The organism is Fluviicola sp. (assembly GCF_029266855.1).
Classification (GTDB): domain Bacteria; phylum Bacteroidota; class Bacteroidia; order Flavobacteriales_D; family Crocinitomicaceae; genus Fluviicola.
Window position 1 is genome coordinate 1 of record NZ_JAQSWB010000014.1, and the last position, 25195, is coordinate 25195.

The window sequence follows — 25195 nt, forward strand, 5'->3', positions numbered from 1 at the left end:
CATAGATATAGCATAGATATAGCATAGATATAGCATAGATATAGCATAGATATAGCATAGATATAGCATAGATATAGCATAGATATAGCATAGATATAGTTACGTTTGTATATGAATTTAACACCTGGTAAATATATTTAACCACATCATCTTTTACTCACCACTGGCGCGAGGCTCTGGCTGTGCCCATTTCCTTTAGTCGGGTCTACAGTCTTTTGTTTTAATCCCGATGGCTATCGGGACCTGGCATCCTAATATCTCATTCGTAATTCGTATCCGATAATTATCGGGACGGCAGTGGTAATTAGTAATTAGTTCGTAATTTGGTTCTATCATGAGTAGCATCATTCAAAAAGGAGGAAAAAGACCCATTCTGATAGCAGGACCCTGCAGTGCCGAAACGGAAGAACAGGTGATGGAAACAGCACTGCAGATCAAGAAGTTTTGCAATATCGATATGTTGCGGGCTGGTATTTGGAAACCGCGTACCCGGCCTGATTCGTTTGAAGGAGTAGGGGAAGTGGGTTTGAGCTGGTTGGTAAATGCCGGTAAAGAGTTGGGAGTCCCAACTACAACGGAGGTTGCCAACACGAAGCATGTGGAGCAGGCTTTGAAAGCTGGAGTAGATGTGCTGTGGATCGGTGCACGGACAACTGTAAATCCCTTCGCAGTTCAGGAAATTGCGGATGCATTGAAAGGAGTTAAAATTCCCGTTTTGGTGAAGAACCCGGTTAATCCGGATCTGGAATTATGGATTGGTGCCTTTGAGCGCCTGGAAAAAGCAGGAATAACGGAATTGGGTGCAATTCATCGGGGTTTTTCTGTTTATAAACATGCAAAATACAGGAATGTACCGAACTGGGAAATTCCAATTGCACTGCATGAACGGCTTCCCGATCTGCCGATTATTAATGATCCGAGCCATATTACGGGAAACCGGAATTTGTTATTGGAAGTTTCCCAAAAAGCTATGGATTTGAATTTTGACGGTTTAATCATTGAAACGCATAGAAATCCGGACGCAGCGTGGTCTGATGTTGCACAGCAATTGACACCGCAAGATTTAGGGATTTTATTGAATTCCCTGGTTTTAAGATCTCAGAATTCTGAAAAACTGGATAGCGAACACATTTCCGTTATTCGTGAGAAAATTGGAGACTTGGATGATCGCTTGTTTGAGATCCTTACAGCCCGCATGCAGTTAAGCGAAGACCTTGGACTTTTCAAAAAGGAGCACAATATCACCATCCTGCAACCCGAACATTGGAAGAAGATCATTTCGGCAAGGCTGAACAGGGCAGATGAATACAAGCTCAGCGATCGTTTTGTTCGCCAGGTTATGGATGCAATTCATCAGGAATCAATCCGGCACCAGGTGCGGGTAATGAATAATCCGGAAGATAAGGAGTAGATATGAAGCAGGTAATCCGACCAGGGTTGATTTCAGGAACTATCCACGTTCCCGCCTCGAAAAGTGATTCGCAGCGCGCGGTTCTTTGTGCGGCTTTGGCAGATGGAGTATCTGTTTTAACCGGTATTGGGAAAAGTGATGATGAACAGGCAATGCTTAAAGCGATTGTCGATTTGGGAGCAAAGGTCAATCGTATTTCCGTTTCCGAAGTCGAAATTACAGGTATTAAAAGTCTCCCGGAAAACACCTCCGTATCAGCAGGTGAATCGGGCCTGGGTTTACGCCTGCTTACATGTGTTGCTGCAAGTTTCGATCAAAAGGTTTTTCTTACGGGAAAAGGAAGTTTGCTCTCAAGACCAATGAATTTTTTCGATGAGGTTTTACCGAAATTCGGATGCAGGGTTTCAACGAACAAAGGGTTTTTACCGATTGAAGTTCATGGCCCGCTTGAAGGAAATAACATTGAAGTGGACGGTTCGCTTAGTTCTCAGTTTATTTCGGGTCTGTTAATGGCACTTCCGCGAAGCGGGAAATCAAGTTCACTGACGGTTGTAGATATGAAATCGGGACCGTATATTCAAATGACATTAAGAACCCTGAAGCATTTCGGAATAGCAATTGAAAACGAAAACAAGATCTTTAAAATCTCGGGAAACCAGTCTTACAAAGCAACTGAATATGCTGTCGAATCGGATTGGAGCTCTGCTGCTTACTGGTTGGTTGCTGCGGCTTTGGGTCACCCGGTTTCTGTATCTGGATTGAGTATGCAGAGCTTACAGGCTGATAAAGCCTTATTGAATGCTTTAATGAATGCCGGTTGCAAGGTACTGTTTGAAAGTCAGGCTATCGGGGTTGATGGTTCCGGGATTCATCCTTTTGAATTTGATGCAACGGATTGCCCGGATTTGTTTCCTGCATTGGTGGTTTTAGCTGCCAAATGTAATGGTGTGTCCCTGCTGAAGGGCGCCGGAAGGCTCGTACATAAGGAAAGTAACAGGGGATTTGCTCTTCAGACCGAGTTTGGAAAGATGGGTTTGAGAATTGACCTGGAAGATGATCTAATGTCAGTTTATGGAACTGGGAAACTCTATGGAGCTGAAGTGTTTTCGCATCACGATCACCGGATTGCAATGTGCCTGGCGATTGCTGCAAGTATTGCCGATGGTGAAACAATTTTATTGAATGCGGATTCTGTTTCCAAAAGCTATCCTGATTTTTGGGATCATTTCAAATTGTCCTGAATAAATTTGCCGTTTAGACTGAAAATTAACCACTTATCATATATTCCATTTATTTAGTAGACCAACATAGAAATATAAACGTTCCTTTTTTAACTTCGTAGGGCTGAAACACTAATATTACAATCTACGACTTACTACTAAGTTTCCAAGGAGTATTATTTCACGTTACAGCAATATTTAATTATTGCCACATTTGCTGTGTTTGACTATACGATTCAAAACGCTGCAAGGTTTTTTGATTTCTATAATAGAAGTTGGTTAGGTACGGTTGGTGGAGCAATAGTAATTTTTCTTCATAATCAGGTAAAAGCATCAGCCGCGGCTGATGCTTTTGAATTTTATGCCTATCTGCGAAAGCGAATAATTAACGATCAGCCGCGGCAGATCGCTTACTCCAAATAAACCGGCTGGTTCTTGCCGTAGTCTACCTGGTAATCAAATTTGAATTGTTTTGTTTCTCCTTTGTTGGTGATGAATTTCCATGTCAGGATCCCTGTTTTTTCATCCAGGATTGCTCCATCATAAGATCCTTGTTTTACTTTGATATCGTCGTTGATTGAGATAGGGAAGTGGTCTTTAATGATGATCGGAATTGCTGCACCGCCGTTGTTCCGGATAGTGAAATCCCAGGTTACTTCATATTTATAGCGGTTTCCAAGTAAACGTGTTTTACTCATTTCCTCACTGCGTTTTCTTTGAATTACAATTTTCTTGTCTTTGCCCAAAGAGAAGCTTAAAGTATCTTTCGAAGAGTTCACATCAATGAAGCTTTTCCCAATGTAGGTTCCGTCAAAATACAGATTGGATTCTCCGTTCAGCAGGTTCAGTTTTTCCCAGCCTGAGATCTGTGCTACCAAATAAACCGACTCATCGAGTTTCGGAACTGCATGGTATTCGTAATCTGCTTTCATTTGGTACGTTGCAATTGCAACGCGGTGATCTGCATCATCCGAAGGAACTGAAAAAGGTGTTTCGATCTGAAATTCCATACGCAGGTCTTTTTCTACCTGGTTGGCAATGGAAACATTGTATGCTCCGGTTTGACTGATAATTCCATCTTCCATCTGTCTGGACTCATCTCTTTTCCCTTTTGAACGTAATTTTCGTTCTGCAGAAACACCCGCAACTAATTCTACTTCATTTAATTCAGCACTCATAGGAGCATAACTGGGGCTTACATAGTCGTATGCAATGCTCTGGGTAGTGCTTTTCAGTTCTTCCATCGCAATCGTTTCCGGGTAAAGCTGTGTTTTGATGTATGGAGCTGTAATGTCCACGTATTGTGTGTGGTAGCCCAGATAAGAAATGGTATAACTGCTTTCGCCTCGCGGTACTGCGAATGAAAAGTGTCCGGTTGCGTCTGTTGTGAAGGTGTTTAAGGGGTTGTTGTTCATGGTGATTTTGGCAAAAGCCAATGGTTCACCAGAAGTGGCGTCGGTAATTTCTCCGTGAATGGTTTCCCCGTCGTAATTGTATTCCGGGATGGAACGACCGATCACTTGTTTTCTCGGAGCCGGGGAATAGTAATTCACATACCACGGATCGATTGTCGGCTCCAGGGTGTTGTCATAAGGATCGTTGGTTGAAAGGATCAGTTTCACATTCTTCCAGTCGATTCCGGTGCTTTGCGTCACAAGACCTTTTGCTTCCAGTAAAACGGGCGCGCCCACACCATTGCTTCGCATATCGTAATACGGTTTCCAGGATGCTTTGTGGGTGATGTAAGTAAAGCTGAAATCTACATTTCCGGCTTTTTCTACATTCAATTCCACTTCGATTTCGGTGTAGTTCACAACCGGCAAACCTTTGCGGGTATTGATTTCCTGCTCGATCGTATTGATCTTTCTCACAACAGCTTCGATCTCTGAGTCCAGTTGCGATTTGCGGGTATTGATTTCGGATAGCTTGGAATGGAAGAAGGTAGAAGCTTCTTTCAGTTCTGCAATTTTCATGGCCTGTTGCTGGCTGCTCAAACTATTGTTTTTCAATAATAGCTGTTCGTCCAAAAGCAGTACTTTGTATTCGTCGCGCAAAACACGCTCCTGTTTTTCCAATACCTTTTTGCGCTCGTTTTTCTCTTTCAGTTCGGTCTCAGCGATGGACTTGTCGTCGAAGTTCTTCCTGGTCCGCACACTTAAGATCGTTGCTGATTCGGAGCATTTTAACTGGATGGAACTCGGGTCGAGGAAATCAGTCATTTTTTGAAAGACCACGACTTGTTTCCCTGCGCTCAGGTTCAATTCTTTGGAATGTTCCACCTGGGCTCCTTCCTTAAAAACAGTTACTTTTTGAATCGAAGCTTCTGCTTTGGTTTCCTTCTGACTCCATCCGAAAAATGGCAGAAGAAAAAGGATTAAGATTATTTTTTTCATATGCTTAAAATCTGTTGTTCAATACTAATGATGTAATATTTCGTGTTATTTCATAAATATCACTCCAAATGAACCGGTTGGTTCTTGCTGTAGTCTACCTGGTAATCAAATTTGAATTGTTTTGTTTCTCCTTTGTTGGTGATGAATTTCCATGTCAGGATTCCTGTTTTTTCATCCAGGCTTGCTCCTGCGTAAGATCCTTGTTTCACCTTGATGTCGTCATTGATTGAGATAGGGAAGTGGTCTTTGATGATGATCGGAATTGCTGCACCGCCGTTGTTCCGGATGGTAAAATCCCAGGTTACTTCATATTTATAGCGGTTTCCAAGTAAACGTGTTTTACTCATTTCCTCACTGCGTTTTCTCTGAACAACAATTTTCTTATCCTTTCCTAAGGAGAAGCTTAAAGTATCTTTCGAAGAGTTTACATCAATGAAGCTTTTCCCAATGTAGGTTCCGTCAAAATACAGATTGGATTCTCCGTTCAGCAGGTTCAGTTTTTCCCAGCCTGAGATCTGTGCAACCAAATAAACCGACTCATCGAGTTTCGGAACTGCATGGTATTCGTAATCTGCTTTCATTTGGTAAGTAGCAATTGCAACGCGGTGATCTGCATCATCCGAAGGAACGGAAAAAGGTGTTTCAATCTGGAATTCCATACGCAGGTCTTTTTCTACCTGGGTTGCAATGGCAACAATCATTTTCGTCTTTCCTTCTGGGTTTGGCATGCGCTCAAGTTCTTTTTTGCTTAGTTTGGTGGTACTCGTATATGCATCGCTTCGTGATTTTCTAGAATATCCATCACTCACTGTCACTTCTTCTATACTTTTATAATCGTTCAAGTCTTTATCCGCCCCGATTCCATTTTCGAATCGTCCGAAGTTATTGCCTCCTATATTCAATGTTTCCATGGCAATCGTTTCCGGGTAAAGCTGTGTTTTGATGTATGGAGCTGTGATGTCCACGTATTGCGTATGATAGCCTAAATAAGAGATACTGTAACCGCGTTCACCTCTCGGTACTGCGAATGAAAAATGTCCTGTGGCATCTGTTGTAAAAGTGTTCAGCGGGTTGTTGTTCATGGTAATTTTGGCAAATGCCAATGGTTCGCCAGAAGTGGCGTCGGTAATTTCTCCGTGAATGGTTTCCCCATCGTAATTGTATTCAGGAATGGAACGACCGATCACTTGTTTTCTTGGAGCCAGGGAATAGTAATTCACGTACCACGGATCGATGGTTGGTTCCAGTGTGTTGTCATAAGGATCGTTGGTTGAAAGGATCAGTTTCACATTCTTCCAGTCGATTCCGGTGCTTTGTGTTACAAGGCCTTTTGCTTCCAGTAAAACGGGCGCGCCCACACCATTGCTTCGCATATCGTAATACGGTTTCCAGGATGCTTTGTGGGTGATGTAAGTGAAGCTGAAATCTACGTTTCCGGCTTTTTCAACATTCAATTCTACTTCGATTTCGGTGTAGTTCACAACCGGCAAGCCTTTGCGCGTATTGATTTCCTGTTCAATGGTGTTGATCTTTCTTACAACTGCTTCGATCTCTGAATCCAATTGGGATTTACGGGTATTGATTTCCGATAGCTTGGAATGGAAGAAGGTTGAAGCTTCTTTCAGCTCTGCAATTTTCATGGCTTGCTGCTGGCTGCTCAAACTATTGTTTTTCAATAATAGCTGTTCGTCCAAAAGCAGTACTTTGTATTCGTCGCGCAAAACGCGTTCCTGTTTTTCCAACACTTTTTTGCGCTCGTTTTTCTCTTTCAGTTCGGTCTCAGCGATGGACTTGTCGTCGAAATTTTTCCTGGTCCGCACGCTTAAGATCGTTGCTGACTCGGAACATTTTAACTGGATGGAACTTGGGTCGAGGAAATCGGTCATTTTTTGAAAGACCACAACTTGTTTCCCTACGCTCAGATTCAATTCTTTGGAATGTTCCACCTGGGCTCCTTCCTTAAAAACAGTTACTTTCTGGATGGAGGCTTCAGCCTTTGTTTCCTGGTTCCATCCGAAGAAGGGTAGCAGAAGCAGTATTAATAGTGTTTTGTTCATAGTTATATGTAATAAAAAAAACGTACCCAAGCAGGTACGTTTAAGTATTCAATTCGTTCAATTGGCGATTAAAGTTTTACCGGTAGAACTAATTTGTTTAAATCAATTTGAAAAATATCAATGCTGCTTTTCTTTTCGTTTACTGTCAATCCGCTCAAATAAGCTTTACCCAGTTCTTTGTAGATGACAAAGTGAGTATCATCATTTACCGAATTCACAGCAGCGCCTAAATTTTTAGCTTTTGTCCAGCCTGTACCCGTGTTTTCGGAAACAAAGACATCCAATCCACCCATTCCGATATGGCCTTCAGAGCTAAAGAAAAGGAATCTTCCGTCAGGAGAAATGTAAGGTGTGGTTTCACGCATCAGTGTGTTTACGCTGTCGCTCAAAATTTTTGCTTCTCCCCACGATTTTCCGTTGCGCTGAACAACATAAATATCCGTTGAGCGCTTATCGCCCTTTCTGTCTGAAACAAAGTACATCGTATTTCCATCGGCAGTTAATGTAGCCGAGCCTTCAAAGAAGCTGGTATTAATGGATTTGTTCGGGATTACTTTCGGAACATTCCACTTTCCTTTTTTGGTGAATTCAACTTCGGCAATGTCTGACGAACCGGTTGTTTTTTTTGCTGCTGTTGCAGTGTTGTTAATTGTTACTATGGAATGCAGACCATCTTTTGAAAGCCATGACATAGATTCGAAACCTGGACCGTTAATACGATCTACTTTATTATTCACGCTATCGTATTTCAGCATTTTTTCGTTCCAAATCCCTGTGTATACGTCTTCAAAATATTCCTGGTCATCCGGATTCATCATTCCTCCTGTAGTATTCGCTCTTCTGGAAGTGAAATAGATGCGTTTTCCGTCTGCGGTGAAAACCGGAGCATAGTCATTATATCCGGAATTAACATCGCCCATTAATGGCATTTTAAGATTTGGAGTTCCTGCAGATTGTTTGGCAAATTGAACGGAAGCCAGTTTGTTTTCAGTATTTAATTCCTTTGCACGTGCCTTTGAAAGGTGAGTTAATGCCAGTTGAAAATAATGTTCGGCAGAATCCAGCTCATTCATATTGTGGCATGCAACACCTAAAATATCGTAAACTTCTGCATCTACATCATCCGGACCTTTTGCAATTGCATCCAAACCGTATTGTTTCGCGTATCCGAAGTTTTTCAAACGGTAGTGGCAGAAAGAGATCCAGAAAGAGGCTTTCCATGAATTGGGATCTTTTATCGCAGCTTCGCGAAATACCAATAAAGCTTCCCGGATTTTGTTTTCCCCAACCAGTTGTTTCCCCTGATCAATTTTGATCAAAGCAGCGGACTTGTCAATGATTCCTGTTATGCTATCCTTTGGGACAGAGGTAAATGCAAATGATTTCGCTGTGAAAAGTAGTAATAACAAAGTTCCAAATAGGATTTTCATATGTAGATATTGTATAATTCGAATGACAAAGTAATATAAAAAATTCAAAATGCAGAATTCAAAATGCAGAATAAAGAGGATTTCAGCTGAGAACTGAATTTATTATTTGGCAGTGCTTTAAGTTTCGCATTTAGCATTTTGATTTTTGAATTCATTTCATGGTGTTTTCCGAAAACTCGTTTTTTGCACGTCCCTTCAGATCCAAAAGATCGTGCATGGCAATCGTTGCAGCTACAATCGCCCAAATAGGTGCAAAAGAAGCGCAAATCCAAAGACCCAGATTCGTGAAAAAAGTTAGCATGAACTGCCCCGGGTCAGCACCAAAACCCGACCAGTCAAAAAGTGTTTTCAAATCAATGAAATTCCAGATGAGAATGGAATAAACTGATCCGATCGACAATGCAATCCCACGATTCTCGCGAGCCAGCCTCGTACTTTCGCTGACATTCATCTGAAGACGTTCGTGAATGTAATCCATGAATGAAAAGCCATAATAATAGAAACTGATGAAGAACAATACATGTCTTACCGGGCTGATGCTGAAATCTCCCCAGCCAATGATTCCAATGAGGAAAATGATCGTGAAAAAGAAGACTTCCCACATGATGTTTCGAACCCCGATTTTGAGACCCCGTTTAATATCATTGACTAATTGAGTGAAATTGAAGCGGTAACGGTTTCCGGTTAAAACAAACTCTACTTTTTGAGAAATTTTTGAAAATAAGGGCGCCAGGAGAATAACCACCAGGTATTTTGCAAAACGCATTAAAGTTGTAGCGATCAATATCTCGAACATTAATTTGATCAGATACCAAATGATCCCGTTCATACTTGCAGCTGAAGCTTTGGGTTCGTGCAGGTGGATCATAAAACCGAGCCGGTAAATTCCCAACATCAGAATTGCAGGGAAAATAATATAGAAATATAATTTGTAATCGATGATCAGGCGAAATGCTTTGATATAAGCTTTATAACCAATAAGAAGGTTCTTGATGAATCGCATATTCAAATTTACTATAATTCCGAATTGATTTTAAAAGGATCACAATCCAATTCGTAATTCGGCATTCGTAATTCGTAATTAACACCTATCTTTGCACCTTCCAAAAAATGAAAATATGAGTAATTCAATGTCTCTCACCTCGTTAACAGCAATTAGTCCGGTAGACGGACGTTACCGTTCAAAAGTTAACGAATTGGCTCCTTATTTTTCCGAATTCGGATTGATCAAATACAGGGTTCATGTAGAGGTTGAATACTTCATTGCATTGGTTGAAGCGGGAATTGGCCCTTTAAAAGAAGTTTCGACTTCTGTTTTCCCGAAATTACGGGAGATCGTCACTGCATTTTCGGAAGCAGATGCTTTGGCAATAAAGGATATTGAGAAAACAACGAATCACGATGTGAAAGCCGTTGAGTATTTCCTGAAAGATAAAATGCAAAACCTTGGATTGGAGAATTATCTCGAGTTCATTCATTTCGGATTGACATCTCAGGATATCAATAACACTTCTATTCCATTGAGTTTAAAAGAAGCCGTGAAAGAGGTTTACATTCCGGTATTGAATGAATTGATCGGGGTATTAAAAAAGTATACAAAAGATTGGTCCGGAATTGCTCTATTGGCAAGAACGCACGGACAACCTGCATCTCCTACAATTTTGGGGAAAGAAGTAGGTGTTTTTGTGTATCGTTTGGAAACTCAGCTGGAAATTTTGAAAACAATTCCATATGCAGCCAAATTCGGCGGTGCAACAGGAAACTTCAATGCACATCAGGTGGCTTTCCCGGAAACAGACTGGGTGGCTTTCTCCAATAAATTCGTGAATGAACAATTGGGACTGACAAGAAGCCAGTTGACCACACAGATCGAGAATTACGATCAGTTGGCGAACTTATTCGATTGCCTGAAAAGAATCAACACCATCATTTTGGATTTGGACCGAGATATGTGGACTTACATTTCCATGGAATACTTCAAACAAAAATTGAAAGAAGGCGAAATTGGTTCCTCGGCAATGCCACATAAAGTAAACCCGATAGATTTCGAAAATTCGGAGGGGAACATCGGAATTGCAAACGCTTTGTATGAACACCTTGCAGCGAAACTGCCCGTGTCAAGACTACAGCGGGATTTAACGGATTCAACAGTGTTGAGGGCGATTGGAATGCCTTTGGCTCACTCGTTGATTTCATTTAAAGCAACGATTGCCGGTCTGAATAAACTCCTTTTGAACGAACAGGCAATTCAGCAGGATTTGGAAGATAACTGGGCTGTTGTAGCAGAAGCAATTCAAACAATTCTAAGAAGCATCGGTTTCCCGAAACCATATGAGGCATTGAAAGGATTAACTCGTAAGAATGAAAAAGTGACTCAGCAAACGGTTCATGATTTTATCGATACCCTGGCAGTGGAAGATTCTATGAAAGACCGGCTAAAGAAAATTACCCCTTCAAATTATACCGGAGTGAAGTTGGTGTAAGGATTTTTTTAAACTATTGACTTGTTTGGGAATTTAGGCTATTTTCTCTTCTGAATCCCAGTCAGCTAAAGGGCTGTTTGTCCGCCGCGGCGGACGAACTTGCAACTTTAGAAACTTTTAAAACAAATTCGAGCATACTGTAATCTGATATAAGTCACCTGACTTAAGTACATAACTTCCTTACCAGTCTCGCCTTAAAATCAGCGCAACTTTTCCCTATACTTCGGGATTTACGGTGAACAGATAAGTGTTTTACTTATGAAATAGGAGGTTATAACTTGGAAAATGGCCTCTAAAATTCGTGTAAAAGTGAAATTGAGTCAAAATCAGCAATCGGATTCAGGTTTTTAGTATATTACAGAAAAAAAGCCTTGCGATTTATTCAACTCATTTCTTTTCTGTTAATCAGCAATTTCTTTTGGGGACAGGTACCTCCGCAAATAGATTGGGGACCTGAAAATGTTTCGAGGCCGAATACACTTGCCATTCTGCCAAAAGATAATGGCGTCTTTTTCACCTTTCACTACGGGAATGCTTCCCTGATGCCCTCAGCTAAAATTTCCCGTTTTGAGTACGGAAAAGAGATCCTGGCAAAACGAATCGAACCCAGAATTGAACAAAAGATGGTGACCCTGGAAGACATGTTTTTGTTTTCTAATCGCTTGTTCGGTCTTTTCTCTGATAAAGTAGGCGCTTCCGTTACCTTGTACATGCAGGAATACGACGATGATGTGGATCCTTTGGGTCCGCCAATAGTTGTTGCTTCCTATGTGATTCCGAAAGGGTGGAGCCGGAATGTTTTAGTAACAACGAAAGTTTCACCTGAAAACAATTTCCTGGTAGTTGATTATTTGATTCCGGCAAAAAGAGAAACATATGATCGCTTCGGTTACAATATCCTGAATGAAAAAATGGTTTCTGTGCGTGAAGGTGAATATGAAATACCCTATGATTCCAAACTTTCGGTTGTTGAAGCCAGGCATTTAACAGATAAAGGCGATTACTTTTTGGGAGTGTCGGTTTTTTCAAAAGCATATTACAATTTGTGGAAAGATTTCGGTTTGGTGGATAAATCTGTTTTGATTCACATGAGTGCTGAAGATTCGTTGAGAATGTACGAATTGGATATTGAGCAGCGAAAAGTGTACAACTTTGTAATTACTTCGAATGATTCGACAGCGGTTATTACAGGAACCTGGGGAGATGAGGACTCCGATGGTGCCAAAGGGATCTTTTATTCGAAGTTTTCCTTAACCGCCAATAAGATTGAATCGCCGAAATTCATGGAGTTCCCTTTGGAAATCCTGGAGCAGGAAAATCCTCAATCGGATGATGTGTACAGTTATCAAAATATCAACGGAGAATTGCTGAATTATGCATTCCGGAATATTCTTTTACTCCCCGACGGATCGATAAATGTGTTGGCAGAACAATACTACATCTATGAAGTGAATTCAACTGATTCAAGGGGTATGAGCCAGGTGACCAATTATTATAATTACAATGATTGCATTGTTTATTCGATATCCAGTGCCGGAGAACTTAACTGGTTCCGGAAAATTCCCAAAAAGCAGGAGTCGGTAAACGATTTCGGTCAATATTCTTCTTTGATAAGTTATATCAGCAACGGTAATCTGATCTTATTCTTCAACGATAATATTCAGAATTATGATCCGATCGGAACATATAAAGGGACGCGGATCCCATTTTCGAATTCATTGAGATACAAGGACTATTGTTTGGCAAGGGCTTCTGTTAATTTGGAAAGCGGTGAAACACAACGCAGTTTATTTTCATCTTTTGATGCAATTGAGGCATTCGTTTGCCTGAAGCTTTCCTGTGTCAATTACAAAACGAAACGGGTAATTTTTGCAGCTTCCAACAAACGGGATAAGTATGGTTTCTTGTCTTTCGAATAGAAGAACTACTTATTTTTTGCTTTTTTGAAAAATCCGGAGAATTCTTAAAATGAAGAGCATTCCCAATCCTACAAGTGCAAAATAACCGATGAAATCTCCCAGGATCTGGTAAAGCGTCCGTTTGGAATTGAGTTGGATCGTATAATTGAATTCTGTTTTTACCCACCATTTTGTTTCTTTCAGAACATCTCCGCGGTTGGAGATAATTCCCGATTTACCGGTATTTGCAGAACGGATCACATACTTATTATTCTCAATTGCTCTCAAGCGCGCAAACTGAAAATGTTGTTTGTAACCGGGAGTATCTCTCCACCAGCCGTCGTTTGTAATAATTGCAATGAACTGAGACCCGTTTTTTGCCTGCTTTGCCATAAATCCACCATAAATGGATTCATAACACACAACGGGAGAGAATTTTACGCGGTTCTTTTCAAATACCTTCGGTTCATCTTCAATCCCCAAACTTCCGGATCCACCTTCCATTTGTACTGCGAAGTCTTCTAAAACCGGGAACATGCTTACAAAAGGAATTTTCTCTACCCCCAATACCAGTTTCGATTTGTGAATGATCTTCGGTTCAGGAGTATTGTCGAATAAAATAGAAGAATTATATTTTTCCAGGTACGAATTGAATTGAGGCTCATAATGGCTCGCGGCAGAATTTTTTGTGTCAAAGAGTTGAAAAGTTGACGCCCCGATCAGTAGTCCGGCATTTGACCAGCGCGCACGGTGTTCATTGATCACATGGAAAAAAGTTTCTTTTCTCAACCCGTCTTCGTAGATGTATCCGATCGGGTATAAGGAAGTTTCCGGGGAAACGACTAATTGGGTTTCTTTGCAAACGGCCTTGTCTGCCTGCTCCAGCAAAATTTGCAGCTGTTCTTCGTTGCTTAAAACAAACTTTTGATCGTAAGGATCGATGTTCGGCTGAAGGATCGCAACATTATAAGGGATTCCTTTCGTGTCTTTTGAAAAATAGAGAATAAGTGAGAAACTTATCGGTAAGACCAGGATAATGAGTGTTAAGACAAAGTAACTGCCTTTAAACCACTTTTTCGGTTGTATGATCAGTTTGTAAATGAGTAAGTTCATAATCAGGATCCACAGCGAGCCACCCAAAACTCCTGTAATGGAATACCATTGAATCCAGCTTGCTCTTGGGGCAAAAACATTTCCCAATGTTAGCCATGGCCATGATAATTCCCAGTGAAAATGAAAAAATTCGAAGCTTAGCCAAACGCAGATAAGGATCGGACCGTTCCATTTGGAACCCAATTTCCGTTTTAATAAATGATAGAATAAAAACGCAAGGGCCATTAATAAACTATTCGCAAAGAAAGCCATGTACGCACCGCCTTCACTGGCATAATAGATCCACCAGGTTGTACCGACGTTATAGAGGAAAAAGCTTAAATAGGCGTGAAGAAAAAGGCTGAATGCCTTGCGTTGCGTGTGAAAATAGGACTCGACCAGCAATAATGGAATCCACGCAATGAAAGTAAGTGGAGTTAAGCCTCCTGTTTCCGGAAATGAAACAGTTAAAAGAATCCCAGATAAGATACTTAATAACCAACGATTTAGTCTTTTTTGAATGATTTTTTCTATCATATTACGAAATTACAATTTGTTTGATGAATGTCATTCTATTTCGACGAATACCTTGAAAACAGAGACGAATAGGGCGATTTAAATGTGAATTATCACACATAAAATTTAAAATAAACTGTTAAAAAAAGGAATTAATTTCAAAAACAGACAACTTGCACCGCTTTTTTTCGTCACATTTGTGCAGAACTAAAATACACTTTTAATGAACAAGAATTTCATTAACTGTTTGTGCATTACTACTACGCTCTCTCTATTTTCCGCGTTCAATAGTTTTAGCCAACAGCTTGAAAGACACGAAGATGGTGTTTATTCAAATCAACATATTACAGGCGTAGGATCTTCCACGGTTGTTTATCATTTAACCTCCTCTCTGGGAACTACTATTTTAGCTGAACTGGAGAATTATCTCGAATCCATGAATGCGATCACACAGGTTGATGTGAATGGATTGGATATTTCGATACAGTTCAAAGAATCCACCACGAATGAAATGATTTATCCGTTCATTCAGCGTATGGAAATGCTATACATCAACAGGAATCCCAAAACCAGATAAATCTTATTACTTACTACTCTCTCCAGTATGAAAACAACTACTTTTCGAGGTTATTTACTACCTCTATTTATCCTTTTAAGTTTTTCAGGCTTCTCACAGGGTTCAGATACCCAAGCCGGTGCCACCGCATCTCCGATCACCTTGCCTTTTAACGCAGCGGGATCAACTAGCACTGCAGCAAACAATTATGATGCTGTTGGGACTACGTTTGATGATGGTCCCGATTGGTATTATTATTACTGTGCAACTTCAAGTGCGACTATTTGGGTAAATATTGCCTTTACACCCGGCGGATTAGCAAATCCTGTAATGCCTTCGATCACGGTTTTGGACGGGACAGGAACTTTGCTGGGACAAACACAAGTTTTTGGAGATATTTCAGGTAGTTATGGAATTCCTTTTACCCCATTATCAGGTGAATGCTATTATTTTGTAGTTGATAATGATGGCGTATCGGGTCCTCCGGGATTTAATTATACTATCAATATTTCAAATACCGTTCCGGTACATCCGGCCAATCCTACGCAACCAGCTTGCACAAATATTGGGTTTGATGCCGGATCAACTTCAGGTTGGCTTGGTTCCTGGGGGCATTCCATGCAAACGGGCATATCACCGCAACCTACTCCAACCTATACACCTCTGTTTTATAACACCAGCGGGGGACATCATACGGTTACAACTCCCGGATCTGATTTGCAGGCACCCATTCAAACAGTTTGTCCCCTGATACCGGGAAACACCAACTCTCTGATGGTGGGCGACGGACCAAACGGGGCTTATGGAGGAGCGAGTATTGAACAGAAGTTCCAGGTAACGGCTTCCAATGCCCTTTTTACATACTATTACGCATTAGTTATTCAAGATGGGGGTGCTTCCGGATCAACGGCCCATACGGATCAGGAACAACCTTATTTCAAAATTGATGCTTTAAATTGTGCCGGTGTTCCAATTGCCTGCGGGAACTTATTGGTTACCGGAGGTCCGGGAATTCCCGGGTTCACCCAAATCGGAACTACAGGAACTTACTGGAAAGACTGGACGGCTGTAATGCTGGATTTAACACCTTACATTGGTTCCTGCGTTACCATGCGATTTACTGTCGGGGATTGTTCTATAGGAGCGCATTACGCATATGCCTACCTGGATGCTACATGTGCACCAATGAATATTGTAGCTCCGCCGAATATCTGCCAGTTCCAAACATCCACATTAACAGCTCCAACCGGTGCTGCAACATATTCATGGGTAGAAACCTCTGCACCCGGAACGGTACTTGGAACAACAAACACCTTATCCATTACACCAACTGCAACAGGGACATTCAATTATCAATGTACGATGACCTCGATAACCGGTTGTAATTCTACTTTAACTTCCTCAGTAACCGTTTTACCTACACCACAAATAACGGTTACCAACCCACCGGCTGTCTGTTCGCCAGCAACGATTGATCTGACAAGTGCGAGTGTGGTTACCATTAATTCGGGTTCGGGAACTCTAGGGTATTTTTCCGATGCTGTGTGTACCATTCCGATCGCATCTCCGAATGCTGTTGCGGTAAGCGGAACCTATTATATTCAAATCCTAAATGCAAATGGTTGTTATGAAGTTGAACCGGTAAGTGTTATAGTTAATACGACTCCGAATACCAATGTAATTACAGCTAACCAGTCAATTTGTCCCGGAGGCAGTGTGAATTTAACAAGCACCGTGACCCCGGTATCGAGTACAACTCCAATGACTTTCACAAATACAACAGATTTTGTAGTTCCGGATGGAGTTTCCCAGGTCTCTTCCCCCATCACGGTTTCCGGAGTGAATCCCCAAACACCTGGCGTGTTGCCAATTGTTTCGGTATGTATGAACTTAACACATACCTGGGATGAAGATCTTCAGATCTACCTGCAATGTCCGAACGGCACCTTGTTGAATTTATCTACCGGTAATGGATTGGATGGCGATAACTATACGAACACCTGTTTCACTCCGACAGGAACGTCTATTTTAGCGGGAGCTGCACCATTTAATGGCAGTTTTACACCTGAACAAGCTTTTACGGCATTGAACGCCTGTAGTGTGAATGGAACCTGGAACCTGGTGGTTTCGGATAATTTTGCAGGGGATCAGGGTACAATACTGGATTGGTCGATTACTTTTAATTCGTTTAGTCCGGGAGCTACTTTTGCGTGGATGCCAACGACAAATATGACCAATTCAACCACGCTTTCTCCAACAGTTATACCGGCTGCAACAACCAGCTATACTTTAACCGGAACAAGCGGAACGGGAGGTTGTACTTCTGCAGACCAGGTTACTATTACTGTAAATCCCTTACCGACAGCAACAATTTCTGGTGCAACAACCGTTTGTCAGAATGCCGCTGCACCAATAATTACCTTTACTGGCGCAAATGGCACAGCACCATATACCTTTACTTACAACATCAATGGCGGAGCAAATCAAACCGTAAGCAGCGGGGCAGGAACAACAGCAACTGTCACCGCACCAACCGGAACTTCCGGAACATTTACTTACAATTTGGTAAGCGTAACAAGCGTAATGGGCTGTTCTCAGAATCAAACAGGTTCAGCTATTGTAACGGTAAATCCACTTCCTACAGCAACTATTTCAGGAACCACAGCTATTTGTCAGAATGCTGCTTCACCAACGATTACATTCACAGGAGCAAACGGCACAGCCCCTTATACATTTACTTATAACATCAATGGCGGAGCAAATCAAACGATAAGCAGCGGGGCCGGAACAACGGCAACTGTTACGGCACCAACTGCAGCTTCGGGAACCTTTACTTATAACTTAGTGAGTGTGACCAGTGTTATGGGATGTTCTCAAAATCAAACCGGTTCAACCATTATTACAGTGAACCCCTTGCCAACTGCAACTATTTCGGGAACAACAACCGTTTGTCAGAATGCGGCTTCACCAACAATTACATTTACAGGAGCAAACGGCTCGGCACCATACACCTTTACTTACAATATCAACGGCGGAGCAAATCAAACGGTAAGCAGCGGGGCAGGAACAACAGCAACTGTTACCGCACCAACAGCAACTTCCGGAACATTTACTTACAACCTGATCAGTGTGGCAAGCAGTACTGCTTGTTCTCAAAATCAAACAGGTTCAGCGATTGTAACGGTAAATCCACTTCCAACGGCAACTGTGTCGGGAGGGACAACTGTTTGTCAGAACGCTGCCGCACCGACAATTACATTCACAGGAGCAAACGGAACAGCACCATATACTTTCACTTATAATATTAATGGCGGAGCTAATCAAACGGTAAGCAGCGGAGCCGGGACAAGTGCAACTGTTACCGCACCAACAACCACTTCGGGAACCTTTACCTATAATTTGGTAAGCGTGACCAGCACAATGGGCTGTTCTCAGAACCAAACCGGTTCAACCATTGTAACGGTAAATCCGCTTCCAACAGCAACGATTTCCGGTACGGCGACAGTTTGTCAGAACGGAGCTGCGCCAAGTATTACATTCACAGGAGCAAGCGGAACAGCTCCTTATACATTTACTTATAATATTAATGGCGGAGCTAATCAAACAGTAAGCAGCGGGGCCGGTTCAACAGCTACGGTTGCCGCTCCGACCGGAACCACCGGAGTTTTCACCTATAATTTAGTAAGTATTTTGAGCTCGACGACTTGTTCTCAGAATCAAACAGGAAGTGCAACCGTCACGGTTAATCCGACACCGGCAATTACGGGAATATTTACAGCTTGCGCCGGATCAACGACACAACTTAGCGGAAGTGGAACTCCTGCTGCGGTAAGTCCCTGGACATCATCCAATACAGCTGTGGCAACAATTTCCACAACAGGATTGGTGACAGGAGTAGCCCCAGGAACAAGTACGATTACTTACACTAATTCAGCAGGATGTTTTGTGACACAGGTTGTTACAATTACTTCCGGAGCTACAATTTCAGGAAATTTATCTGTTTGTGTTGGTGCTACCACCCAATTAAGTGGAACCGGAACTGCCAATACAACGAATCCATGGGTTTCTTCAAATACGGCAGTTGCTACAGTTTCAAATACCGGGTTGGTTACCTCACTAACGGCAGGCACTACAACAATTACTTATACGAATTCGAGCGGATGTTTGGATAATGAAGTAGTAAGCGTAAATCCATTGCCTACAGTAACAGGTTCGGATGTATGTATCGGAGGTACCACACAATTAACGTGGTCCGGAACTGCAAATGCAACAACTCCATGGACTTCATCCAATACTGCTGTTGCTACCATTTCAAACACAGGTTTACTCACCGGAGTATCTGTCGGTTCAACAACCATTACTTATACCAATTCCAATGGATGTTCAAATACACTTACGCTGAATGTGGTTGGAAATCCTGCACTTACCGGGACAATGAATGTTTGTATCGGCGCAACAACACAGTTGTCTGCAACCGGAACTCCGAATGCAACGAACCCCTGGTCATCCTCAAACACGGCGGTTGCTACAGTTTCAAATACCGGATTAGTAACAGGTATTTCTGCCGGAACAACAACGATTACATTTACCAATTCATCGGCTTGTCAGAGTACAGCGCTTGTTACGATTAATCCGCTTCCGACAATTACGGGCACTTTAAGTTTGTGTGCAGGATCAACGACTCAATTAAGCGGTTCTGCAACTACCAGTGCAACAACTCCATGGACTTCATCCAATACTGCTGTTGCTACCATTTCAAACACCGGTTTGGTTAACGGCGTTTCGGCAGGAACAGCAATTATAAGCTATACAAATAGCAACGGCTGTTCTCAAACTGCATCAGTTACTGTAAACGCATTACCAACTGCAACGATTTCAGGTGCGTCAACAATATGTGCCGGTTCAAGTGCAAATTTCACTATTTCGGGAACGCCAAATGCAACAGTGATCTACTCAAATGGAACAACGAATTCGAATGTGGTTTTAAATGCGGCTGGAACTGCAACAGTTAATACCGGAGTTTTAAATACTTCAACAACTTACACCCTTGTTTCTGCTCAATCGGCTGCTCCGGCATCATGTGGTAATACACTCAGCGGATCCATTACGATAACCGTAAATCCGAATCCGGTAATGAGTCCGGTTGCCAATACAAGTGTGTGTCCGGGATATAATGTGACGATTCCATTGTTTAGCTCTAATCCTGCCGGATCAACTTACAGCTGGACAAATACAAATACTGCCATTGGGCTCGGAGCAAGTGGAAATGGTGATATTCCGACTTTTACAGGAGTAAATCCGGGGACAACTCCTATTAGCGGAACGATAACAGTTATTCCAACATTGAACGGATGCACGGGCTCAAGTGTTACTTTTACGATTGGAGTTAGCAATAACCCAACTGCAAATGCCGGGGCCGATATCAGTTTATGTATCAACTCACTGACAGGGAATCAGATCGGTTCTGCATCAGTAACAGGGAATTCGTATTCCTGGAATCCGACTACCGGTTTAAGCGATGCAAGCATTTCGAGTCCAACTGTGAATACAGGAATTGCAGGAACGACATCTTATACGGTGACGGTAACAAATGCCTCGGGTTGTGAAGCAACAGATATCGTTTCAGTTACTATTCATCCACTGCCTTTGGTTTCTTTTAACAGCAGTGCAATTGATGGTTGTGCACCGGTTTCAATTTCTTTTACGAATACAAGCCCGAATTCGGTGAACTGTGTCTGGACTTTTGAAGACGGAGGAACTGAAGTTGGATGTGGAACTATTTCGCAGCAATTCAATACAGCCGGGACATTCGATGTTACGTTGACGATTACCGACGGAAACGGATGTTCGAATTCATTAAGCGATAGCGACCTGATTACCATCTACCCGGAAGTGGATGCATCTTTCGGTGTAAATGTTTATGAGCAATCTGTATTGTATCCCGTATTTAATTTCAGCAATACTTCAACAAACGCAACTTCCTATAGTTGGGAGTTTGGTGATGGAACTACATCTACCCAAACAAACCCGACGCATACTTACGACGATAAACCGGGAGTGTATCATGTTATTCTATATGCCTCGAATGCGGCAGGTTGTATCGACAGTGCAGTGGCAGTAGTTTCTGTAATTGACGAATTGATTTTCTATGTACCGAATGCATTTACACCTGATGGCGATGAATTCAACAATGTGTTTTTACCGGTATTTAGTTCCGGCTTTGATGGACAGAATTATACCTTAATGATCTTTGACCGTTGGGGAGAAGTATTATTCGAATCCCACAATGTAGACTTCGGATGGGATGGAACCTATGTGGGGCAGTTATGCAAGGAAGGTGTATATACCTGGAAAATAATTGTCAAGGAACGAAACAAAGACAAGCACCATGAATATATAGGGCATGTGAATCTTTTGAAGTAATTGCGAATTGTTGATCAAGTAATGGTTAGCATCACACAATAGTTGTCAGCTGGTTTTTAGCAGTTAAATATATTTTTGGATGTTAAAAATATATACAAACGTAACTATATCTATGCTTCATTTATGCTTTATTCATGCGATGAATATGCTTTAAATATGGAATATGAAAGCAGTAAAGTGGTTTGACTATTATTCTGTCTTGACCAAAGCAGATCAAACAAATGATCGCTTCGGATCGAATGAGACGAAACCTTCCACCTTGGCGGACTAGCGCTGTCCTTCGGAGTATATTTTCACCATAACCGATAAATGTTGTTTAACAAAAATGTCGCCCACTGTCCTACAGGCGACATTTTTTGTTTACTTCGATTGAATTGGGGCAAGTTTTAACCTGCCATAGGCAATAAAGGCGGATATTACAGCAACTACAATATTAAATCCGATCTGCGAACCTTCTCCGCGACAGGTATGAAAAACACTTGCGGCGATCATTAACAAAATGATTCCAATAGCTGCAATGGGTGTGAGTATTGGTTTGAACTTAAACAAAGACGGCAAGAGTAATCCCAAAGCGCCAAGCAAATCAATGATACCGGTTAATTTGACTAAGGCCGGGGAAACTTCTCCGGTCCAGGGCCACATCGTTTCCAATTGATCTATCGGTTGAAACAATTTGACAATCCCTGCCCAAATTAAACATAGGGAAAGAAGTATTTGGGCAATCCATAATACAATGTGTGTTGTTTTTTTCATATGTGTTTTTGATTTTAAATGTTGGATAAAAGTATGTAGGTTTGCTATCCAAACGAAAGCACTTTCCCTTTGGATAGCACTATCCAAACAGGAAGCAATGGTAAAAAGAAGAGTTATGCTTACAAATGGAGGATGTCCGAAAAATATTTTATCGATCAAGGATGCACTGGAAGCAGTGGAAGGCAGATGGAAATTATTGATTCTCTTTGCTTTGTCGGCCGGTCCGAAAAGATTTAAAGAGTTAGGAAGAGAAGTAACAGGGATTACTGATAAAACCTTATCCCGGGAATTAAAGTTACTGGAATCCAATAAGCTGATTACGAGGGAGGTTTTCGATACTTTTCCTCCAACTGTGGAGTATGCGATTACAGATCATGGGAAATCGCTTGAAAAAGTAATTGAAGAATTACATTACTGGGGCTTGGCCCACCGCAAGGAGGTTTTGGGGACGTAATTCCGAATTTTTATATCAAACAAATAGGGGCGGAAAATTTTCCGCCCCTATTTGTATTTATTGATTATAATCCTATTGGAAGATCACATTCATTTCTACACGTCTGTTTTTCTGACGGCCTTCCGGTGTTGCATTCGTAGCAATCGGTTTTGTTTGACCGTACCATTCAGGTTTCAATCTCGCCGGATCAACACCTTTACTAGCTAAGTATTTCTTAACAGCTTCAGCACGATTTTTAGAAAGTGTCATGTTTTTCTTAGCATCACCTTTGTTATCCGTGTGACCAGCGATTTGTAATTTCCACTCCGGTTTCTTGATTAACAAGGCTGCCAAGTCATCCAATGATTTGAATGAAGTTGCAAGAATGATTGCTTTACCAGATTGGAACTCTAAGTTCTCGAATGCAGTATTCAAAATTTCCTGTTCTTCTTTCGCGATCTTAGGACAACCACGGTTTTCAATTACACCCGGTATTGTCGGACAATCATCATCTTTATCATACAATCCGTCGCCATCCGTATCCGGCCAAGGACAACCCTCGTTTTCTTTCGAACCGTAAATAGTAGGACATTTATCCACATTGTCGAACAAACCGTCGTTGTCCGTATCAGGACATCCCTGGTTAGCCAATGGACCAGGCAGATCCGGACAAGCATCTTCGGAATCCTGTAATCCATCGCCATCCTTATCAGGACAACCGTTGAAAGCAGGTAAACCTTTCACTGTAGGACAGCTGTCATTCGGATCAATAATTCCGTCTTCATCCGTATCAGGACATCCTCTGTAAGCTGCCAAACCAGCTAAGTCAGGACAAGCATCGTCTTTATCAGGGATTTTGTCGCCATCACGGTCAGGACAACCTTGGAATTCCAATGGTCCAGGGATTTCAGGACATAAATCTTCCACATCCTTGATTCCATCACCGTCAGTATCCGGACATCCTTTGAATGCCCAAACTCCAGGGATATCAACACATTCGTCTTTCTTATCAGAGACTTTGTCACCATCTCTGTCATCCGGTTTCGTGTAGAGGATCGGAAGACGTAGTCCAACGAAGAATTCGGTTCCACGTACTTTTCCTCTTGCAAAAAGTGAATTAAAATCAACTACTCCAACAGTAATCGGTCCTAATCTTGATGCAATACCGGCTTTCCATCCGGAGTAGTTATTTACAGAAATCGGAACATACAATCCAAACCATGCATAATCAAAGCTTGGGGTAATTGCGAATTGAGTAGGTGTTTTTACGCGAGATGGGTTTTTCTTGCCAATTATATTGATATTACCGGTCGCGTTGATGTAGAACCATTTCCAGATATGATAATCCAATTGGATATTCAATGCTGTTGGAGTATTCATATAATAAGTTTCTCCAACTCCCTCGTTAGAGTTCCATCCGGCATCATTCGTAATCAAACTATCAACGATTGAATCGAAAGAGGCAAAAGAATTTGCTTTGTCAAAAATGCGCAAGTCGAGAGTCGTAGTATTTACTGAGAAATCGCGACTCTTACCGCCTTTTGTAAATTTCATTCCACCGATATCCAGAATGGAAACTCCGGCACGCAATTCGTATTTGTTTTCATTACGCATCCAAAGATCTGTTTCACCATCCATGTCATACTTGTATTGTTTGTATTTCGGACGCCATTCGTAAACAACACCGAGATCCAAACCGAATCCAAGTTTAGAAGCAGATTTGAAAAAGCTGTTTGCATTGAAATCCTTCATCTCTTCATCGAGGTTGTCGGAATAACCATACTTAAAGTTTCCGACTAATGTGGTTGCAGTATCCTTATTTAGAAGTTCATAATCCAATTCATCCGTGTAAGCATACGCTGAGGCGATTCCCTGCAGTAATTTTATACGTCCACCTGCTTTGAGGAAGTGCTGCCCGTTATCCATTACGACTTGGCCGTAGTTAATACCGTATTCATTCCAGGCCATCATATTGGTAGTAACAAGTTTGTCTTTTAACTGCAGGTTCCAAAGTGATGCAAAATCCAATCCTTCCTGGGCTAGTTTTGCCAGTTTCGGATCGATGTCATCCACGTTTGTGATCATTCTGCTTTTTGCAGCAAAACCAATTGCAATTTTAGGATTGATATGAAATGCAAAATTTAAGACGTCGATTTGATAATTCAAATAAACTCCTCTTGTTTTGATTCCGGTTTTGTTGTAATCGTAGAGGTCAAAAATGGAACGTTCGTACAAGGTACTGTCCGGTTGCATCCACATCGTATCTTTTTTAAACGATTTCAGCCACCACTTTGGCATAACGTCCGTTTTAAAGTACTTCGCATTTTGCCATGCACCAACATTTGCACTGGCCAGGTTAATATCGACGATAAATCTTCCGTCAACAAAACTGGCGGGTTGCACGTCTAATCCCATAACTCCGGCATAATTACTGCTGTGCACACCCAAATAATTTTGAGAAAATGCAGACATAGCAGTAATGCACGAAAAAGCTAAGAAAGTTAATTTACGTAACTGTTTCTTCATAAGT

At 41.6% G+C, this 25195-nt stretch carries 14 protein-coding genes; 7 read left to right on the plus strand and 7 right to left on the minus strand.

Annotation, left to right across the window (positions count from 1 at the left end):
• The first annotated feature begins 334 nt into the window (after window positions 1–334).
• Window positions 335–1411: a chorismate mutase gene (locus tag K0S23_RS18310; protein WP_300360319.1), complete on the plus strand. Its 1077-nt coding sequence runs from the start codon at window positions 335–337 to the stop codon at window positions 1409–1411.
• A gap of 2 nt (window positions 1412–1413) precedes the next feature.
• Window positions 1414–2652, plus strand: a complete 1239-nt coding sequence (gene aroA / locus K0S23_RS18315; RefSeq protein WP_300360321.1) for a 3-phosphoshikimate 1-carboxyvinyltransferase — start codon at window positions 1414–1416, stop codon at window positions 2650–2652.
• A 389-nt stretch (window positions 2653–3041) separates the two neighbouring features.
• On the opposite strand, the gene K0S23_RS18320 is transcribed toward aroA, so the two are convergent.
• From K0S23_RS18320 to K0S23_RS18335, 4 genes are all read right to left on the minus strand, one after another.
• Window positions 3042–5024: a mucoidy inhibitor MuiA family protein gene (locus K0S23_RS18320; RefSeq protein WP_300360323.1), complete on the minus strand. Its 1983-nt coding sequence runs from the start codon at window positions 5022–5024 to the stop codon at window positions 3042–3044.
• A 59-nt stretch (window positions 5025–5083) separates the two neighbouring features.
• Window positions 5084–7081: a mucoidy inhibitor MuiA family protein gene (locus tag K0S23_RS18325; protein ID WP_300360324.1), complete on the minus strand. Its 1998-nt coding sequence runs from the start codon at window positions 7079–7081 to the stop codon at window positions 5084–5086.
• A 68-nt stretch (window positions 7082–7149) separates the two neighbouring features.
• Window positions 7150–8511 (minus strand): hypothetical protein, encoded by a 1362-nt coding sequence (locus tag K0S23_RS18330; protein ID WP_300360326.1) that lies wholly within the window; start codon window positions 8509–8511, stop codon window positions 7150–7152.
• 151 nt (window positions 8512–8662) lie between these two features.
• Window positions 8663–9514 (minus strand): EI24 domain-containing protein, encoded by an 852-nt coding sequence (locus tag K0S23_RS18335; RefSeq protein WP_300360328.1) that lies wholly within the window; start codon window positions 9512–9514, stop codon window positions 8663–8665.
• Window positions 9515–9641: 127 nt separating this feature from the next.
• Between K0S23_RS18335 and purB the strand changes: the two genes are divergently transcribed.
• Both purB and K0S23_RS18345 read left to right on the plus strand, forming a co-directional pair.
• Complete coding sequence (gene purB / locus K0S23_RS18340; protein WP_300360378.1) at window positions 9642–10994, plus strand: adenylosuccinate lyase; 1353 nt, start codon at window positions 9642–9644, stop codon at window positions 10992–10994.
• 371 nt (window positions 10995–11365) lie between these two features.
• A complete protein-coding gene (locus K0S23_RS18345) occupies window positions 11366–12913 on the plus strand; it encodes a hypothetical protein (RefSeq protein ID WP_300360329.1) in 1548 nt (515 codons plus the stop codon).
• Between the two features lie 9 nt (window positions 12914–12922).
• On the opposite strand, the gene lnt is transcribed toward K0S23_RS18345, so the two are convergent.
• A complete protein-coding gene (gene lnt / locus K0S23_RS18350) occupies window positions 12923–14521 on the minus strand; it encodes an apolipoprotein N-acyltransferase (protein ID WP_300360330.1) in 1599 nt (532 codons plus the stop codon).
• A gap of 202 nt (window positions 14522–14723) precedes the next feature.
• On the opposite strand from lnt, the gene K0S23_RS18355 reads away from it, so the two are divergent.
• Both K0S23_RS18355 and K0S23_RS18360 read left to right on the plus strand, forming a co-directional pair.
• A complete protein-coding gene (locus tag K0S23_RS18355) occupies window positions 14724–15077 on the plus strand; it encodes a hypothetical protein (RefSeq protein ID WP_300360331.1) in 354 nt (117 codons plus the stop codon).
• Window positions 15078–15104: 27 nt separating this feature from the next.
• Window positions 15105–21479 carry an Ig-like domain-containing protein gene (locus K0S23_RS18360; RefSeq protein WP_300360332.1) on the plus strand — a complete coding sequence of 2125 codons (6375 nt, stop codon included), beginning with the start codon at window positions 15105–15107 and terminating at the stop codon, window positions 21477–21479.
• Window positions 21480–21839: 360 nt separating this feature from the next.
• Here K0S23_RS18360 and K0S23_RS18365 read toward each other — a convergent pair whose 3' ends face one another.
• The gene (locus tag K0S23_RS18365) at window positions 21840–22232 is read right to left on the minus strand and encodes a DoxX family protein (RefSeq protein ID WP_300360333.1); all 393 of its coding nucleotides are present in this window, start codon (window positions 22230–22232) and stop codon (window positions 21840–21842) included.
• A gap of 97 nt (window positions 22233–22329) precedes the next feature.
• Here K0S23_RS18365 and K0S23_RS18370 point away from each other — a divergent pair, with 97 nt between their 5' ends.
• Window positions 22330–22686: a helix-turn-helix domain-containing protein gene (locus K0S23_RS18370; RefSeq protein ID WP_300360334.1), complete on the plus strand. Its 357-nt coding sequence runs from the start codon at window positions 22330–22332 to the stop codon at window positions 22684–22686.
• Window positions 22687–22758: 72 nt separating this feature from the next.
• Here K0S23_RS18370 and K0S23_RS18375 read toward each other — a convergent pair whose 3' ends face one another.
• A complete protein-coding gene (locus K0S23_RS18375) occupies window positions 22759–25191 on the minus strand; it encodes a DUF5723 family protein (RefSeq protein WP_300360336.1) in 2433 nt (810 codons plus the stop codon).
• Window positions 25192–25195: the final 4 nt, after the last annotated feature.

What these genes read in the sequence shown, in the direction of transcription:
- K0S23_RS18310 (WP_300360319.1), top strand. Translation starts at nt 335, where the DNA reads ATGAGTAGCATCATTCAAAAAGGAGGAAAAAGACCCATTCTGATAGCA.
- aroA (WP_300360321.1), top strand. Translation starts at nt 1,414, where the DNA reads ATGAAGCAGGTAATCCGACCAGGGTTGATTTCAGGAACTATCCACGTT.
- K0S23_RS18320 (WP_300360323.1), bottom strand. Translation starts at nt 5,024, where the DNA reads ATGAAAAAAATAATCTTAATCCTTTTTCTTCTGCCATTTTTCGGATGG.
- K0S23_RS18325 (WP_300360324.1), bottom strand. Translation starts at nt 7,081, where the DNA reads ATGAACAAAACACTATTAATACTGCTTCTGCTACCCTTCTTCGGATGG.
- K0S23_RS18330 (WP_300360326.1), bottom strand. Translation starts at nt 8,511, where the DNA reads ATGAAAATCCTATTTGGAACTTTGTTATTACTACTTTTCACAGCGAAA.
- K0S23_RS18335 (WP_300360328.1), bottom strand. Translation starts at nt 9,514, where the DNA reads ATGCGATTCATCAAGAACCTTCTTATTGGTTATAAAGCTTATATCAAA.
- purB (WP_300360378.1), top strand. Translation starts at nt 9,642, where the DNA reads ATGTCTCTCACCTCGTTAACAGCAATTAGTCCGGTAGACGGACGTTAC.
- lnt (WP_300360330.1), bottom strand. Translation starts at nt 14,521, where the DNA reads ATGATAGAAAAAATCATTCAAAAAAGACTAAATCGTTGGTTATTAAGT.
- K0S23_RS18355 (WP_300360331.1), top strand. Translation starts at nt 14,724, where the DNA reads ATGAACAAGAATTTCATTAACTGTTTGTGCATTACTACTACGCTCTCT.
- K0S23_RS18360 (WP_300360332.1), top strand. Translation starts at nt 15,105, where the DNA reads ATGAAAACAACTACTTTTCGAGGTTATTTACTACCTCTATTTATCCTT.
- K0S23_RS18365 (WP_300360333.1), bottom strand. Translation starts at nt 22,232, where the DNA reads ATGAAAAAAACAACACACATTGTATTATGGATTGCCCAAATACTTCTT.
- K0S23_RS18370 (WP_300360334.1), top strand. Translation starts at nt 22,330, where the DNA reads ATGGTAAAAAGAAGAGTTATGCTTACAAATGGAGGATGTCCGAAAAAT.
- K0S23_RS18375 (WP_300360336.1), bottom strand. Translation starts at nt 25,191, where the DNA reads ATGAAGAAACAGTTACGTAAATTAACTTTCTTAGCTTTTTCGTGCATT.